Annotated in this window: 18 protein-coding genes and 1 tRNA gene; 12 read left to right on the top strand and 7 right to left on the bottom strand. The window is 32.8% G+C overall.

Annotation, left to right across the window (positions count from 1 at the left end):
• Positions 1–29 precede the first annotated feature (29 nt).
• Entirely contained in the window at positions 30–1,061 is a 1,032-nt protein-coding gene (locus tag AC3OCB_RS10275) for a hypothetical protein (protein ID WP_498342362.1), read from the top strand.
• A 248-nt stretch (positions 1,062–1,309) separates the two neighbouring features.
• On the opposite strand, the gene AC3OCB_RS10270 is transcribed toward AC3OCB_RS10275, so the two are convergent.
• Positions 1,310–1,387: transfer RNA gene (locus tag AC3OCB_RS10270), tRNA-Arg, on the bottom strand.
• Between the two features lie 552 nt (positions 1,388–1,939).
• Here AC3OCB_RS10270 and AC3OCB_RS10265 point away from each other — a divergent pair.
• From AC3OCB_RS10265 to cedD, 6 genes are read left to right on the top strand one after another with little or no spacing between them, the layout of a single operon-like run.
• A complete protein-coding gene (locus AC3OCB_RS10265) occupies positions 1,940–3,751 on the top strand; it encodes a ribosome biogenesis/translation initiation ATPase RLI (protein ID WP_498342361.1) in 1,812 nt (603 codons plus the stop codon).
• A 32-nt stretch (positions 3,752–3,783) separates the two neighbouring features.
• Positions 3,784–4,938 (top strand): fructose-1,6-bisphosphate aldolase/phosphatase, encoded by a 1,155-nt coding sequence (gene fbp / locus AC3OCB_RS10260; protein WP_498342360.1) that lies wholly within the window; start codon positions 3,784–3,786, stop codon positions 4,936–4,938.
• Positions 4,939–4,980: 42 nt separating this feature from the next.
• The gene (locus tag AC3OCB_RS10255; RefSeq protein ID WP_498342359.1) at positions 4,981–5,217 is read left to right on the top strand and encodes a 30S ribosomal protein S17e; all 237 of its coding nucleotides are present in this window, start codon (positions 4,981–4,983) and stop codon (positions 5,215–5,217) included.
• 3 nt (positions 5,218–5,220) lie between these two features.
• Positions 5,221–5,472 (top strand): Urm1-like protein, encoded by a 252-nt coding sequence (urm1, locus tag AC3OCB_RS10250; RefSeq protein ID WP_498342357.1) that lies wholly within the window; start codon positions 5,221–5,223, stop codon positions 5,470–5,472.
• Positions 5,473–5,476: 4 nt separating this feature from the next.
• Positions 5,477–5,842, top strand: a complete 366-nt coding sequence (locus AC3OCB_RS10245) for a hypothetical protein (protein WP_498342356.1) — start codon at positions 5,477–5,479, stop codon at positions 5,840–5,842.
• An 18-nt stretch (positions 5,843–5,860) separates the two neighbouring features.
• Complete coding sequence (cedD, locus tag AC3OCB_RS10240; protein WP_498342355.1) at positions 5,861–7,489, top strand: DNA-translocating ATPase CedD; 1,629 nt, start codon at positions 5,861–5,863, stop codon at positions 7,487–7,489.
• Here cedD and thsB read toward each other — a convergent pair.
• The gene (thsB, locus tag AC3OCB_RS10235; RefSeq protein WP_498342353.1) at positions 7,486–9,138 is read right to left on the bottom strand and encodes a thermosome subunit beta; all 1,653 of its coding nucleotides are present in this window, start codon (positions 9,136–9,138) and stop codon (positions 7,486–7,488) included. The two genes, cedD and thsB, sit on opposite strands and share 4 nt — an antisense overlap.
• A gap of 56 nt (positions 9,139–9,194) precedes the next feature.
• Positions 9,195–9,758, bottom strand: coding sequence for a TFIIB-type zinc ribbon-containing protein (locus AC3OCB_RS10230; protein ID WP_498342352.1), 564 nt, complete (start codon positions 9,756–9,758; stop codon positions 9,195–9,197).
• 63 nt (positions 9,759–9,821) lie between these two features.
• Here AC3OCB_RS10230 and AC3OCB_RS10225 point away from each other — a divergent pair, with 63 nt between their 5' ends.
• From AC3OCB_RS10225 to psmB, 3 genes are read left to right on the top strand one after another with little or no spacing between them, the layout of a single operon-like run.
• Positions 9,822–10,100 carry a ribonuclease BN gene (locus tag AC3OCB_RS10225; RefSeq protein ID WP_498342351.1) on the top strand — a complete coding sequence of 93 codons (279 nt, stop codon included), beginning with the start codon at positions 9,822–9,824 and terminating at the stop codon, positions 10,098–10,100.
• A gap of 5 nt (positions 10,101–10,105) precedes the next feature.
• Positions 10,106–11,383, top strand: coding sequence for a histidine--tRNA ligase (gene hisS / locus AC3OCB_RS10220; protein WP_498342350.1), 1,278 nt, complete (start codon positions 10,106–10,108; stop codon positions 11,381–11,383).
• 35 nt (positions 11,384–11,418) lie between these two features.
• A complete protein-coding gene (psmB, locus tag AC3OCB_RS10215) occupies positions 11,419–12,012 on the top strand; it encodes an archaeal proteasome endopeptidase complex subunit beta (protein ID WP_498342349.1) in 594 nt (197 codons plus the stop codon).
• On the opposite strand, the gene AC3OCB_RS10210 is transcribed toward psmB, so the two are convergent.
• Positions 11,999–12,376, bottom strand: a complete 378-nt coding sequence (locus tag AC3OCB_RS10210) for a DNA-directed RNA polymerase subunit G (protein WP_498342348.1) — start codon at positions 12,374–12,376, stop codon at positions 11,999–12,001. The two genes, psmB and AC3OCB_RS10210, sit on opposite strands and share 14 nt — an antisense overlap.
• Positions 12,377–12,423: 47 nt before the next feature.
• Between AC3OCB_RS10210 and AC3OCB_RS10205 the strand changes: the two genes are divergently transcribed.
• Together AC3OCB_RS10205 and tgtA are read left to right on the top strand one after the other, a co-directional pair.
• Complete coding sequence (locus tag AC3OCB_RS10205) at positions 12,424–12,858, top strand: Lsm family RNA-binding protein (protein WP_498342347.1); 435 nt, start codon at positions 12,424–12,426, stop codon at positions 12,856–12,858.
• 1 nt (position 12,859) lies between these two features.
• The gene (tgtA, locus tag AC3OCB_RS10200) at positions 12,860–14,326 is read left to right on the top strand and encodes a tRNA guanosine(15) transglycosylase TgtA (protein WP_498342391.1); all 1,467 of its coding nucleotides are present in this window, start codon (positions 12,860–12,862) and stop codon (positions 14,324–14,326) included.
• Here tgtA and AC3OCB_RS10195 read toward each other — a convergent pair.
• The 3 genes from AC3OCB_RS10195 to AC3OCB_RS10185 are packed head-to-tail and all read right to left on the bottom strand — an operon-like array spanning position 14,291 to position 16,686.
• Positions 14,291–15,013 carry a proteasome assembly chaperone family protein gene (locus tag AC3OCB_RS10195; protein ID WP_498342346.1) on the bottom strand — a complete coding sequence of 241 codons (723 nt, stop codon included), beginning with the start codon at positions 15,011–15,013 and terminating at the stop codon, positions 14,291–14,293. The two genes, tgtA and AC3OCB_RS10195, sit on opposite strands and share 36 nt — an antisense overlap.
• Positions 15,003–15,512: a PUA domain-containing protein gene (locus AC3OCB_RS10190; RefSeq protein WP_498342345.1), complete on the bottom strand. Its 510-nt coding sequence runs from the start codon at positions 15,510–15,512 to the stop codon at positions 15,003–15,005. Before AC3OCB_RS10190 ends, AC3OCB_RS10195 begins: the two co-directional genes overlap by 11 nt.
• The gene (locus AC3OCB_RS10185; RefSeq protein WP_498342344.1) at positions 15,505–16,686 is read right to left on the bottom strand and encodes a proteasome-activating nucleotidase; all 1,182 of its coding nucleotides are present in this window, start codon (positions 16,684–16,686) and stop codon (positions 15,505–15,507) included. Before AC3OCB_RS10185 ends, AC3OCB_RS10190 begins: the two co-directional genes overlap by 8 nt.
• Positions 16,687–16,725 lie beyond the last annotated feature (39 nt).

Here is a 16,725-nt window from a genome sequence, read left to right as displayed (position 1 = left end):
AGGAGAATTGTTATATCATGAGATGTTAGATGAGGAACCAAACACCTTATCTTGTCTATTTAGACTTTCTCATCACAATAATAGGTGCCTTTGCCATATACTCAACAAACTATATAGCATACACTAACACAGTCCCAATATTTGGAACCGTCTATGGCATGATAATAGTTACGCGGGGATTCATGCCATTACTACTTCATAGCGAACTACTTTTCAAGAAGTTGCCATTTGTCCACCTCTTCTTCCTATTCTCAACGATAACGCTAGCTCTACTCCTCAATAACATCACAATATACCTTATAGGAATTTCAATCTCCGCGCTACTCGGTATTTACACTGGAGGATACATATACAACCTGGAAGTTAGCTGGTCAAAGAACTTAAGAGATCCTTCAAAATTCTTCTCACTAATTTCTGGAGCTGAAGCTGTAGCATTTTTCATAGCACCAATACTTACGTACATGACGGTGAACAAGATAGTCTTCCTCACAATTCTGTTAATATCTACGGCTCTCGGGTTCATTCTACTCATGTATTTTGCTCGTCTTGGCGGCGCTGAGATAAAGCCTAGATTCTTCTCTGGAGAGCCGGCATTAATTAGGAAGGCTGCTCTTCTTGCAGCGTTAGCTGGTTTCAACTGGTTCCTCCAGTACCTCTGGATGGGAATGGTGTTTGGGCTTGGGGCTAGGCAAGGTATATCTAGTTTCCTAGTCTTCTTAGCAGTGGAGCTTGAAACAGTCACATATATGACTATCCAGTTCGTGATCAGTAAGAGGGGCATTAAGAGGCTAGCAAGCATGAGAATTGTTTCTATGTTAGTAGCAGTCTATGCACTGGTTGTATTACTATTTACATCTCTCATTTTCGTTAAAATAGACCCAACTGTATTCTTTCTTATATTACTTGCTCTAGCGGTCTTATCAAGCCCACTAGAGCTCCTCATTAATACACTAGTCTCATTTAACGACCGCGCACCTGAGGTCTCCACTATTGTGTTGAGCTTCAACTACATAGGTGGTGGGATTGGATATACCTTATCCTCGCTTCTGCTCAGAATCTAACCATTTTTCGTTAGACTACCTCGTGGCATCAAGGAAAACATGGAGGTAGCGTTCTTAACCACTCCGAGCATTTGGGCTAGTTTACGAACGTTGCGTCCACGCTTCTTGTGTAGATACAGCAAGACTTCCTTAGCCTGGTCAAGGTTCAGTATGCAGTGTCCCATGTTCCACCATGTTATGGGACAGCCCCAGAGACATAAATAGTTTATAGGGACAAGAGGAAAAGACTTAAAAAGAGGGTATATGAATGGCGGACCCGCCGGGATTTGAACCCGGGACCACTGGCTCCGAAGGCCAGCGCTCTGTCCTGGCTGAGCTACGGGTCCATAGTATAAATCTTAATTCGTTCAAAGGATAAATATCTTTTTTCTTCTCGATAAAGTAAAAACTAGATGATATAAGAATATATAGTAAAGCTAGTAGCAGAATAAATGGTATTTATGGTCTATTTGTATTCAGATTTTATTTCTACACATTTATACCAAATGATATTTTTATCACTTTGACTTTATCGAGCTGAAGTTATCTTTTAACTACTTGATGCAGAGATTGTTTAATGTTGCTAATTGTTATAAAAAATTTATTAATAAAATTAAAATTAATTAAATTTGAGTTGTTAAATAACTAAGATTTTATCCCCCTAACATATTTTTGAATCGGTTCTGAAAGACGTCTTGTTAGACTCGAATAGGTAATTTTTTAAGTTAAACAATCATGTGTTGAAATGGTGAAGGTTTTGGTTTTTGAGGAAGATTGGGAAGAAGAGGAATTTGATGAGCTTGATGAGGAAGATTGGGAAGAAGAGGACTTCGAAGAAGATGAATGGTAATTAAAAACAAAGTTTTTTCTTCGATTTTATTTTGATAAAAGGTGTTACTATGAGGGTTGCTGTAATTAACTACGATTTTTGTAAACCAGACAAATGCAACTTAGAATGTATCACATTTTGTCCTATCAATAGGTCAGGGAGTAAAGCAATTGAACTTGCAGAGATAGTTAAAGGCAAACCTATAATTTATGAGGAAACGTGCATAGGCTGTGGTATTTGTATCAAGAAATGTCCTTTTGAGGCAATTGATATTGTTAATCTTCCAGACGAATATGGAGAAGATGTTGTACATAGATATAAGATAAATGGGTTCAAACTCTTTGGTTTGGTTACTCCTAAACGCGGTTATGTAGTCGGTATATTAGGTAAGAATAGTACTGGTAAGTCTACTATTCTCAGAATTCTAAGTGGAGAGATAATTCCAAACTTTGGAGACCCACAAGCTAAACCAACTGTAGATGATGTTCTTTCTCACTTTAAAGGTAAAGAACTTTATGACTATTTTTATCAATTATATAATAAAAAACTTAAAGTAGCACATAAAATTCAGTACGTAGAGTATGCCTCAAAGTATATTAGTGGTAATGTTAGTGAATTGCTAAAGAAAGTAGATCAGAGAGGAAAGGTCGACGAGGTTAAAGAGTTACTTAATATGAGAAACTTTTGGGATAAAGATGTAAAATATCTTAGTGGTGGTGAATTACAGAAGTTACTAATAGCAGCCACTTTACTTAAGGAGGCCGACGTATACTTGTTTGACGAACCTTCTTCTTACCTAGATATTAAAGAAAGAATAAACATGGCCTACGCAATAAGGGAAATGACTAAAGACAAATATGTGCTAGTAGTAGAGCATGATTTAATTGTCCTTGATTATCTTGCTGATTTGGTGAATATAATTTACGGTAAAAGTTCTGTTTACGGAAGAGTATCAAAAACTTATAGTAATAGAGTTGGGATAAATAATTTCTTAAGAGGATTTTTACCAGCAGAAAATGTTAAAATTAGGCAAGAGGAAATTAGGTTCAATCTTAAAGATCTTACAGATTTAGATTTTAATCCAAATGCAATCCAAAAAGTTATTTGGACAGATATAACTAAAAATTTAGATAAATTCTACCTCGAGGTTAAGAGTGGCTTTGCAAGAGAAGGAGAAGTTATAGGAATTGTTGGTCCTAATGGAATAGGAAAGACTACATTTATGCGTATTCTAGTAGGGGAAATTAAGCCTGACACTGGAGAAGTCTTAACAGAAGGTTTAACGTTAGCTTACAAACCACAAAAGATTGTACCAGATTTTGATGGCACTGTACAACAGTATTTAGAGAATGTAAGAAAAGATGTACTTTCTTCCTCATCTTGGTTCTTTGAAGAAGTCATAAAAAGGTTGAATCTACATAGAATTTTAGAGTCTAATGTAAAGGACCTTAGTGGCGGTGAATTACAGAAACTATATATAGCAGGTACTCTGTCTAAAGAAACAGATATCTATGTGTTAGACGAACCATCTTCATATCTTGATGTAGAAGAACGTTATATAGTAGCTAAAGCAATTAAGAGAGTTACAAGAGAGAGGAAAAGTGTTACATTCATGGTGGATCATGATCTGGCATTACATGATTATATAGCTGATAGAATCATGGTATTTGTAGGCCAACCAGGTTCTCATGGCATTGGCAAAACACCACAGAGTCTCATCAATGGTATGAACGAGTTTCTTAAAGAGTTACAAATTACATTTAGGAGAGATATGGAAACTGGAAGACCCCGTGTAAATAAACCAGGTAGTTACCTGGATAGGTTACAAAAGGAAAGCGGAGAATATTATTCGTTAAAAACGATAAAAGAAGAATCTACATAAAGTTTTTATGTGTAGAAAGCATTAAGTATTTGATGAAAACAACTATAAGTGTTATAAAAGCGGATATTGGAAGCCTAGCTGGTCATCATATAGTTCACCCTGATACAATGGCAGCAGCTAATAAGGTCTTAGCGTCTGCAAAGGAGCAGGGAATAATAATAGATTATTATATAACACATGTGGGAGACGACTTACAGTTAATAATGACTCATACAAAAGGTGAACTCAATACTAAAGTTCATGAAACTGCTTGGAATGCTTTTCAAGAGGCTGCAAAAGTAGCTAGAGATTTAGGATTATATGCTGCAGGTCAAGATTTATTATCAGATTCATTTTCGGGTAATGTTAGAGGTTTAGGCCCCGGAGTAGCTGAAATGGAAATAGAAGAAAGAACCTCAGAGCCTTTTGCTGTATTTATGGCTGATAAAACGGAGCCTGGTGCGTATAACTTACCTTTATATAAGATGTTTGCTGATCCTTTTAACACGCCTGGTTTAGTTATAGACCCAGCAATGCACGACGGATTTAAGTTCGAAGTGCTAGATGTTTATCAAGGAGAAGCCGTAACACTTAGCGCTCCTCAAGAGATCTATGATTTGCTAGCTTTTATTGGAACTCCTGCAAGATATGTGATAAGGAGAGTTTATAGGAATAGTGATAATATGCTTGCGGCAGTAGTATCCATAGAAAGACTTAATCTTATTGCAGGAAAATATGTAGGAAAAGATGATCCTGTAATGATTGTTAGATTACAGCATGGATTACCAGCATTAGGAGAAGCCTTAGAGGCCTTTGCATTTCCTCATTTAGTTCCAGGGTGGATGAGAGGTAGTCACTACGGTCCATTAATGCCAGTATCTCAAAGAGATGCTAAAGCTACTAGATTCGATGGTCCACCAAGATTATTAGGTTTAGGCTTTAATGTAAAGAATGGGAAACTGGTTGGTCCTTCCGATTTATTTGATGATCCAGCATTTGATGAAGCAAGGCATTTAGCTAATACTATTGCTGATTATATGAGACGCCATGGCCCGTTCATGCCTCATAGACTAGAACCAACAGAAATGGAGTATACAACATTACCTTTAATACAAGAGAAATTGAAGCCAAGATTTAAGAAAGAAAGTGATGTATATAAGGTAAAAGAAAGCATATATGCTAAAGAAGAAAGCCAAGGTCATGATTAATTTTTTCTTCTTATCTCCTTACTTTAACTTAAGGTGAAATAATTGGGTAACGTGTACACGAAGGACATCAAAAGAGTGGCTATTCAATTGTATGAGAAATTCAAAGATCAATTATCTACCGATTTTAAAACTAACAAAAAATTTGTAGATAGTTACGTAGACGTTCAATCGAAAAAAGTTAGAAATAGAATAGCAGGATATTTAACTAGGTATGTTAAGATGCAAAAAACTCAGGCTAAAAAGGAGGCTACAGAAGAGTATATTGAAGGTGAAGAATAAATAATGGTAAATGTCATTTTTAAAGGTCCTCTTGCTACTTCTTTTGGAAAGGAAAAAATCAGTTTACCTAATTCTTATTCTAACATTTATGATTTGTTAAACGATATCGATATAAATGGAATTTTAGTTAATAATGATAGAATTAAATCAGGGTATATAATATTAATTAATGGTAAGGATTATAGGTTACTTGAAAATAAGAAAATTGATGATAATGATGTAATAGAAATAATTCCAATTAACCATGGTGGATAGCTGAATGTATGTTAAGGAGCTTCATGAAGACGATTTTAAGAAATATATAAATTATGACTCGAAGTGTATAACTCAAATAACTAATTTTATCCCTGATAATATAATATTGGCTCAAGTTTGTGAAATTTTCCATTATTATATTAACTCTGCAAAAAATATAAAAATAAAGGCACCTTCTATTTTTTTCCTGGCATTATTGTATGGTTCTTCGAATATTAAGGATATATTAAACCAAATAACTGAATCACCAAGAAAATTCCTTGTACAATGTTGTACTGATGAGAAATATAGTGACACAAAGATAACTAGTAAGGAAACGAGGTTAAAACTTAGCAAAGTAGCTATAAGTTCGCTTGACTCTCTATTATAATATATTACAGTAAATTACATGAATAATAGGTACTTAGCATTAGTTCTACTGCTCTTAGGAGGGTATTTACTTTTAAACTCTCTGCACATTATATCATATAATCCTCTGTATATTTCAGCTATTATAATTCCATTAATCCTACTCCTTATTATTATATCTAGATTGAAGATAGGAAAGAAAATAGAAAAACTATTAATTAAATCATCGATAGAAAACTCATTATATACGGTCCAACTAGAAGATGGTGAATATTATTTTTTGGGTTTTAAAGTAATTGGAAAAGAAAATAATGAAATTAAAATTGATTATGGGAAAGAATTAGAGCAAGCGATAGACGCTGTTCAACGTAATAAGACTAGATATCTTAAGGTTGCAATAATAACGTTACTAGATCCTTTACCTGGGAGTGCAATTCTCTTTTATGTCAAAAAAGATAATAATATGAACAAGGAATTTTTGTTAAACGAGGCTATAGTAATAAAGAGTACGATAGAAAGTGTAGCTCCTCATATTTCACTTGAGCCAATAGGATTAAATACTAATTCAATCCTACCTATGCCCAAAGCATTAGGAAGTGTTGTGTACGGAGGATATGTAAGTCAAAAGAAGTTTGATATAAAATCTGATCATAATATTTTTGGAGAGTATGATATTGAAATTGGAAGAATAATTGGAAATAATGAAATGCCTATAGGTATAAGATCAGATGATGTCTTTAAGCATGTGGCTATATTTGGATCTACTGGAAGCGGTAAATCAAATACTTCTGCATTATTAGCTAGAGAATTTTTTAAAAAAGGGTTTGATGTAATTATTTTAGACTGGCATGGAGAATATAGGCAAATATTGCCAGAATTTACTTTTTATAGCGAGAAAAACTATCTTACACTGAATCCTATTGATGTAGATGATCTGACTGCTATTGATATAGCAGAAATTATTGGAGATGCGTTAGAGTTAACAGAACCGCAGAAGTTCGTATTATATCTCGGTCTGGAAGTGCTTAATCAAATGAAAGAGTTTGATTTTAAAACTTTGCTACAAGTTATATCTTCGAGCCTTTCAGATAACACCTACATGCAGAGAGATATAAAATTTGCACTAACAAGAAAAATTATCATGTTATTTTCTGGTTTAGGTGAGAAATTAATATCGTCAAAAAATGGATATACATACATAGACTTGGCAGAGAAGTTAAAGGGAGGGAATATAATAGATCTAAGCTTTATTAGAAATATAAAGCTTAGGAAACTGTACGCTATGATGATTTTAAAATTCTTACTAGAATATATAGTAGAGACTAAAAATAATTCAAGAAAAATACTTATAATAATAGAAGAAGCTCAGAATTATTTTAATCAGTCCAATGTAATTATAAATAAGGCTTTGCAAGAAATTAGAAAATTTAATGTTGGGATATGCATTATATCACAAAGCCCCTCAAACGTAGACCCAGAAGTTATTAAAAATACCAGTATAAAGATAATACACTCTATAAAATCAAATATTGATAAAAAAGTTATAGCAGATTCATTATCTTTAGACAAAGAAGAAATACAAATACTTGATAAATTAGATGTTGGAGAAGCAATATTAGTAGCTCCAAATCTCAGAAAAGAAGTTATAGTTAAGATAAAAAAAATTTAGTCTTCTTCATGTCCTCCTGCTTTCTGTTCTGGTTTTGATTCTGATTTCTTTCCTGCTGCAATTAGATCATCTATTCTTAATATTAATGTAGCTGCTTCTGTTGCTGCTTTTATTGCATTCATTTTAACTACTGCTGGCTCAATAACACCTAATTTCCACATATCTTCTACTTGACCATTAAATACATTTATACCATGCCATTTGTTAGCCTCATTTTCGTGAGCACTCCTTAACTTTACTAACAAATCAATAGGATCATAACCTCCATTCTCTATTAATATCATTACTAGGTTTTCTAATGCATTAGCATAAGCTTCTATGGCTAATTGCTCTTTTCCACCTATTTGTGGTGCATATTTTCTTAGTCTTTTAGCAATCTCTAATTCAACTGCTCCTCCACCTGCTACCGCTCTACCATCTCTTATTACATCTGCTACTGTACCTAGCGCATCCCTTAGTGCTCTTTCTGTTTCATCCACCACTCTTTCTAAACCTCCTCTTATCAATATGCTGACTGCTTTTGGATTCTTAGCTCCTTCAACAAATACCATTTTGTCTTCTCCAACTTTTCTTTCTTCAACTAATGCCGCATATCCTAGATCTTGAGAGGTTAATTCATCAATGTTAGATACAACTCTTCCACCAGTTGCTCTAGCTAATTTCTCAAGGTCACTCTTTTTAGCTCTTCTTACTGCTAATATACCCTTCTTCGCTAGGTAATGTTGAGCTACTTCATCGATTCCTTTCTGGCATATTACAACGTTCGCACCAGTGGCTGCAATTTTGTCTACCTTCTCTCTAAGTAAGTTTTCTTCTTCTTCAAGGAACTTTTGCATCTGGGTTGGATCATTTATACGTATTTCCGCATCTAATTCAGGTTTTTCTACCTCTAATGAGGCATCGAGAAGTGCAATTTTGGCATTTTCAACTCTCTTTGGCATACCTGGATGGACTACTTCCTTATCAACTACTATTCCATAAATTATCTGTGTGTCATTTATGCTCCCGCCATGCTTTTTAACTATTTGTATATTATCTAGATCTACGTACCATTTATCTCCTCTTAATTCAGCAACTTGAGTTACAGCTTTTGCTACTATATCAGATAGGTATTCTCTAGCTCCGGCAACAGCTTTACTATTTAAGGATGTCATAGCAACTTTTTTCAATATATCCATGTCATTAACTGAAACTTTTTGAGCAATTTCTTCAATCGTCTTAAGTGCTTGCTCTTCTGCTTTCTTATAACCGCTTACAATAATAGTAGGATGTATTTCTTTATATAATAATTCTTCTGCTTTCTTAACTAATTCACCAGAAAGTATAACTGCAGTTTTTGTTCCATCTGCTGTTTCTTCATCTTGTCCCTTAGCTATTTGTACTAAAAGTTTTGCAGCAGGGTGCTGGAGATCCATTTTATCAAGGATTGTTGCACCATCATTTGTGATTGTTATATCTCCTAAGCTATCTACTAACATTTTATCCATTCCCCTAGGTCCATAGGTGCTCTTTAACGCCTCTTCCACTGCTTTTACTGCAGCTATGTTTATTCTTAGAGCTTCTTTTCCATATGTTCTACTTGAACCTTCTTTTAAAATTATAACAGGAATACCTTCTGGAGTAGTTGCAACTGTAGCAGTAGTTGACATAAAACTTTCACCGCTAAAACCTCATAAGAAGTGGTTATATAAAAAATTTACTCTAACTAATATCTTTTAGTCTGTTCATTAACTAATTTCGGATCTATCTTTCTCTTTAATAGACTCTGAATTTTTAATTTATCTTTGACTTTTAATTTAGATAATATTTTTTTCATATATTTATCACTTATATTTAAATTTCTTTTTAATTTATTAAATTCTTTTTTGTCGAGCAAATATATTCCAACAGCCAGCTTATATTTTGAATTTTTTGATCTAAATTGAGGTAAAGTATCCATTATGTCGTATAAGATTAATAATCTCTCATTATTTTCTAAAATTTTCATTGTATTTAAGGATGATTCTTTTATTGATGAACCATTATAAATTATCGTTTTTCTTAATTTTCTCTTATTTTTCTTAATTTTCTCTTTATATTCATTTAATCTCTCTAATTTTTTGAAAAAATTATAATAAGCATACTTAGGCGTTATCACTACGTCATCAGACGTTTCATATAGATTATCATAGTATATTTTATCTATCACTGATGCGCATTTTGAGCAAACCATGTCCCCAGTTTTATAATCCCAGACTATTTCACTACTTCCACAATATGGGCATTTCATATATAAAATGAACTAAAGAAGTATATTTGACACTTATAAGCTATAACTTGAATTTAGAGGGTGATGAGTGAAGATATTGATATAAAGATAGTATCAAATGATCTTAAACAACGTGGCAGAAAGACCACAGCAAGTGGTAAATATATTTTCATTTCTATGTCTAATGAGTTAGAGTATATTGTATATCCAGTTAACGAGAACAAGGTTATTGATGTAAAGGAATTGGAAAATTTCGTAGATTTTTCAAGTAAAATTAAAAAGAAAGGAGTTTTAGCAGTAGTTGATAAGTATGGCGATGTTACATATTACTTTTTATCGGAGATAAAATTAGGTAAGAGGTGAATAATATGGTTTCCTATGAACCTGTAAGAGGAATGAAAGATTATTATAATGATGAATTATACAAAATAAAGATAGTTGAGAATGCGTTCTTGAAAATTGTAAAGCTAGCTGATTATAAAGAAGTTGAAACGCCCATAGTAGAGGATTTTAGATTGTTCGCATTAAAAGGAGGAGAAGAGCTAAGAAACACTATGTATGTTTTTAAAGACAAAGCAAACAGAGAAATAGCATTGAGACCAGAGTTTACACCCAGTATTGTTAGGTTTTACCTTAACTCTTTACAGCATTTACCTAAGCCTATACGTCTATACTATCTGGGTACCGTCTATAGATACGATGAGCCTCAATTCGGTAGATATAGAGAATTCAGACAAGCAGGAATAGAATTGTTAGGATCGTCTAATATCTTAGCCGATCTGGAAGTTCTTCAGATAATTATTCAAATATATAGAGAATTAAATTTGTTAGAGCGAATACAAATAAAGTTAAATAATATAGGTATAATTAGGAAAATTTTATCCAAAATGGGCGTAAATGAAGAGAAACAAGAGCATATATTACATTTGATAGATAAGAATAGAATCGATGATGCTTTATCAGAGTTACCAAAGAGCGAATACATAGATCTACTTACACTAATACTTAATATAAACCATCTAACTGAAAATGATTACGTAAAATTAAAAGAAGAAATAGAAGAGAAATACAAAGTAGAAAATCTTGTGCAAGAAATTGATAAAATATTAACCATAAAAAATATAATAACGACTCTAGGTGTAAATTCATATGTTAACTTAGGTTTTGTTAGAGGATTAGCATATTATACTGGATTAATATTTGAAGTTGTTCATCCATCTGTCCCATTTAGTATTGCTGGTGGCGGAAGATACGATAATTTAGTAGAGTTATATGGTGGAAATCCTACTCCTGCGGTAGGTTTTGCAATAGGTATCGAAAGAACGGCGTTGGTTTTGGATAATTTACAGAAAAATGAAATTTATCCTAAAATTAGTGTTATAATATTATCGGAAGATGGACTCCAGTATGGAATAAGTATTATAGATAAACTAAGGAGTAATAACTATGTTGCAGTATTAAATCTTAAATGCAGTCCAGTATCTAAGTTAATTCCATTATACGCTGAAGAAGGCTTCTCTCATTTAATATTCATTGGTAAGAAAGAACTAGAAGAGAAAACATTAACTATAAAGAATTTGAGAACAAAAGAGCAGATTATAGTAAAAGAAGAAAACCTAATCGACTATCTTAAGCAAATAATTTAAGTTATAAAACACTCATTTTCATGGGTTATTAAAATATGGAAGAATTACCCGCAACAGCTTTGGGAATTAAACTTAATGAGGGCATAATTCTAGCAGCAGAAAGGAGATTAAGTTATGGTGGCTTTGTACTTAGTAGATCAGCAAAGAAAGTATTCAAGTTAGGTAGATTCGGTATAGCCGGAGCTGGTATAATGGGAGATATCCAAACACTCACACGTATTATGAACATGGAGATAAAATATTATGAGATGTATAATGGTAAACCCATTTCAGTAAGGTCTGCAGCTAAGCTACTATCAGTTATTCTATACCAATATAAATGGACTCCTTTTATTTCTGAACTTCTGTTTGGAGGAATAGATGAAGAAGGGCCCAAACTTTTTGTTTTAGATCCAATTGGATCCTTAATTGAAGATAATTACGCTGCTGTTGGTTCAGGTGCAAGAGTAGCAGTGGGTGTGCTAGAAGCCGAATATGATCCAAATACTCCATTAGATAAAGGTAAAGAGATTGTAACCAAAGCAATAAAAGCCGCTATAGAGAGAGATACTACTTCCGGAGACGGTATAGATATCTTAACAATAAAAAGAGATAATACCAGTACAGAAGATTTCATTAAGATTTTTTAACACAATAATATACATGATCCATCATATTGAAGATTTTATCACCTATTAGACCATTATTGCTATATATTTTTACTATCAAGCCATACAGTGATATTTGATCCAATACTTTTTCTCCTTCCTTTCTTTCATAGAAAAGATAGCCATGAGCACAAAAATCATTTGAAGTAAATGTAGGTTTTTCTCTAGATATAATCATTTTTACCTTTTCTTCTTGCTTAAATATGTTTATAGTATCTATAATATCAAATTCAACATAATAGTTATCACAGTTCATTTTAACTATATATAATCCTTTTAAGCTGCCTCGATCGATCGATACTATCTTACAATCTGTCTCCAATTTACCTTCGACTTGAATTGACATATGAGAAGTAATAGTTTAATCTTAAATAATATTAACTGTTATTCAATTTGATGAGTAGCAGAAGAGTTGCAACAGAACTAAATTCCTTGCTAGATAAAGCGATCATTGTAAGACTTGTAAACAATAAGGTATATGATGGAGTATTATCTTCATATGAGTTATCCCCATTTCTCTTAGTTTTAACGAATGCAAAAGATAACGATAATAACAATTACTATAAGGTAATCTTAAACGGTACTTCCATAACTGAAATTCTAGTAAAATCATCACCTATATTTAATCCAAGAGAATTTGCAGATTTAGTAACAAAAGAACTTAATTTAAGGGCAGCTGACACAAAAATATATGATGAAGCAGGAGTAGTCGTTATATTAGATAGAATTAAAGTTTCTGAGGTCGGAGTAGAAGGAAGCGGTCCTTTGGCTCAAAGAGTTTATGATCTTTTTAATGATTATATTAATAAAAAGAGAAAAGGAGCCTAAAATGGTTGGAGAGTTTGAAGTAACAGATGAAGATCTTGCTGGAAGAGTTGGCTTGTTAATTACTAAAAGTGGAAAGCTTGAGACACCCGCTTTTTTTCCCGTCATAAACCCCTTCAAATCAGAAATCACAACTAGAGATATCGAGGAAGTAGGTTTTAAAAATATTATAACTAATGCGTATTTAATTAAAAAGAAATTTGGAAAAAATATCGACATTCATGAATTATTAAACTTTAATGGAATTATTATGACCGATTCTGGGGCTTATCAGATCCTTCAGTACGGTAATATAGAGGGTTCTAATAGAGAAATAGTACAGTATGAAAAAGAAATCAACACTGATATTGCAGTATTTTTAGATCTTCCTACAGGTGATACTGAAAATAGAGAAGAAGCTGTTAATAGCGTCAATACTACATTAGAGAGAGCAAAAGAAATTGAAGATTTAATAAAAGAAGATGAAAACAGAATTTGGGTTCATCCGATACAAGGAGGAAAATTTCTTGATCTGATCAGTTATTCTGCATTAGAAGCCGATAAAAATGAAATGTTTAAAATGTTTGCTTTAGGTAGCCCTACAGTAGTTATGGAGAGATATGATTATTCTTTGCTTATTGATATGATATTCTCAGCTAAGAGTAATGTAAGCAGAGGAAAACCTTTTCATTTATTTGGCGGAGGGCTACCACATATTATACCATTAGCAGTCTCTTTAGGTGTAGATTCTTTTGATTCTGCTTCTTATATATTATATGCGAGAGATAATAGATATATAACAAGAAGTAGAGTATACAGATTAGAGGAACTAGAATATTTCCCTTGCTCATGTCCAGTATGTCTTAGACATACGCCTAAAGATTTATTACAACTGCCGAAAAATGAGAGAATAAAGTTATTGGCTCTTCATAATCTCTATGTTATTAAAGAAGAAATAAATGCTACTAAACAAGCAATAAAAGAAGGTAGATTATTTGAATACATCCAAGAAAAGGCCTATTCTCACCCAGCAGTTTATACAGCATTCAGAAAACTACTAAAGTATAAGGATTATTTAGAGAAATATGATCCCAGAGTAAAAGGAGAAATAAAGGGAATATTCCTATTTGATAATAATTCATTAGAAAGACCCGAAATTGCCAGGCACGAAAAATTTATGTCCACTTACCCAGCCAATAATGATACAGCAATAATAATATGTAATAGATCTAATCCTATTAGGACTACTACATATAATGCAGATGTTTATTTGTTTGATCCATTTTATGGGTTAATACCTAAAGATTTATGGGAAGTATACCCTTATTTTCAAACAGAGCATCCTTCAGAAGAAATTGATCCAATAGTTTGGGAAAAAACAAAGAGGAAAGTTATTGATTTTCTAAGAAGTAAAAAATATAAGAAGGCTGATTTTATAGGCTGTGAAAAGTATAATTTACATATAGACTCTATTCGATCCTCCCTTGGTTAATTCTTTTTGAACTAATTCTAATTGTTTTTGTAATTCTTCTTCTATTTTTTTAGCATCTTCGTATAGCTCTGAAGTGTCAACTTTAAGCCCATAAATCTTATTTATCTCTTCGATTGCTATGGCTGCGGCTGCTGGATCTATTCTCTCTCTGTCTGCATAAGGTAATAAAATAGCGCTTGGTAACTCCTCGATTTCCGCATATATAGTAAAGAGCGCTAAAGGTCCTATTATTAGCAATTGTTTTTCCATCAAAGGATAAGGTAAATTAAGTTTACTAGACGACGTTTTAAACCATCTTAAATTACTGCTATCTGTTTTATATCTTTTATCAAGCCCTCCTATGAGAAGCATATCAGATACTTGTATTTTCTTTAACCATTTTATTATTTTTTCAGAAAACTCATTCATTTCTTTCTGTAATGGTAGAAGATGACTTAGAAGCACTAAAACGTGGTTCTGGTTATCATAAAATAGTTCAAATGGAGTTGCTAGTCCATATTCATCGATAAAAGTTACATCACGTAAATATTTAGTCAAGATAAACCCTACTCTTTTCATATTTGTTTTTAATACTAAATATCTTGTTGCAATATATCCTACTTCTCCAAGAGTTCTGAAGCCAGTAATAAATCTAGCTCCTTTAAGCTCTTCTTCAGTAATCCCTTTAAGAACTATTTTAATCGACATTTTTTATACCTCTCTTTACAATTACAGCTAAACCTCTTTTATATTGTTTTACTTCCTCTCCAGAAACCCTAGCCCTACCTATTCCAATAAGGTTATCGTTCTCGTCTACTAGTAGAACTTCATCCCCTGCTCTTATATTTTTATCAGCGTCTACTACAAACTTACAAAATGCGTTCTTTCCTTCTTTAATGAACTCTGCTACATCTGATTGAAGTATAAATCTAAAAGAAGGAGGAGAAGAACAATTTTTTATAATGTTCCCAGAGCTATCTGTTAACGAAAATAAATTGTCTTGAGCTCTAAGAACTAAATAGAGTTTTTTATCCTCTGTTAATACATTTCTTATTCTATTTGTAGTTAAAGATTTTTGTATTAAAAATGTTCTGTTATCTGGGAACAAACATGAGGCTATTTCATGAGAGAATTGATAAGATGCTATACTCTTTAAATATTCTATTTCATTAGTTTCTGCTCTTAATGGCTTCGTTAAGTTAAACATACTTTTCTTTTCTTTCACTAATTTTGGGCTTATTATTTTTTATCCTTATTTTTTCTATAGCGTTTAATAGATCAGCCATTGTTACGTTTTTCCTAGAGTTTCTTATTGCTAGGTAGCCTGCTTCAGTACATACATTTTTTATCTCAGCACCGCTGAACTCGTCAGTCAATCTTGCAAGTACATCATATTCTATTTTACCATCAGTTTTCATTTTACTTAGATATATTCTAAATATTTCTTTCCTACTTTCATAATTTGGTAATGACACTTCTATTATTCTATCAAATCTACCTGGTCTTAGTAGAGCTGGGTCTAAAATGTCTAACCTATTCGTAGCAGCAATTATCTTCACGTTATCCAGGGGTTTAAATCCATCTATCTCTGCCAGTAGTTGCATCAGTGTTCTTTGCACTTCCCTTTCTCCGCTTGTTCCCATATCAACTCTTTTAGCTCCTATAGCATCAATTTCATCAATAAATACAATGCTCGGTGCTTTTCTTCTAGCTAACTCAAATACTTCTCTAACTATCCTAGCACCTTCTCCGACAAATTTCTGTGCAAACTCTGATGCAACAACTTGTATAAACGTTGCGTTACTTTCAGTTGCTACTGCTTTAGCAAGCATTGTTTTGCCAGTGCCGGGTGGTCCATACAATAGAACTCCTTTCGGTGGTTCAATTCCTATCTCTTTGAATAATTCTGGGTTTTTAAGAGGTAATTCTACTACTTCTCTAAGTTCATTAATTTGTTCTTCTAACCCACCTATCTCAGAATAATGAAGATTAGGCTTTTCAACTACTTCAAAAGATTTAACATAGACATCTTCTCTGCTCGGTAATATCTCAACAATAGTTGAACCTCTCTGTGTAATCGCTACTGAAATACCTGGCTTAAGTTTTTGAAAATCAATATTAGAGGACACATTAACTACTAAATTAGGACCAGAAGAACTTCTTACTACTACTTTACCATCTGGTAATACGTCCAAGACTGTAGCCTCTATATATGGTGGAGCTAACAACTTTTCGAGCTCTCCTTTATACCAATTTAAATCTTGACGTAATTTATCTAATTCTTTAGTTAGAGATTCTATCTTTTCCTCTAGTAATCTTACTATAGGATCATCACTGTTATTGTAATTTTTAGCTCTGTAGCTATCCAATTCTCCTGACAATTTACCCCATATAATACTTGATCAATTAAACCTAAAAAT

Source organism: Sulfurisphaera sp., from assembly GCF_059755235.1.
This window is presented reverse-complemented; position numbering and strand designations above follow the sequence as displayed.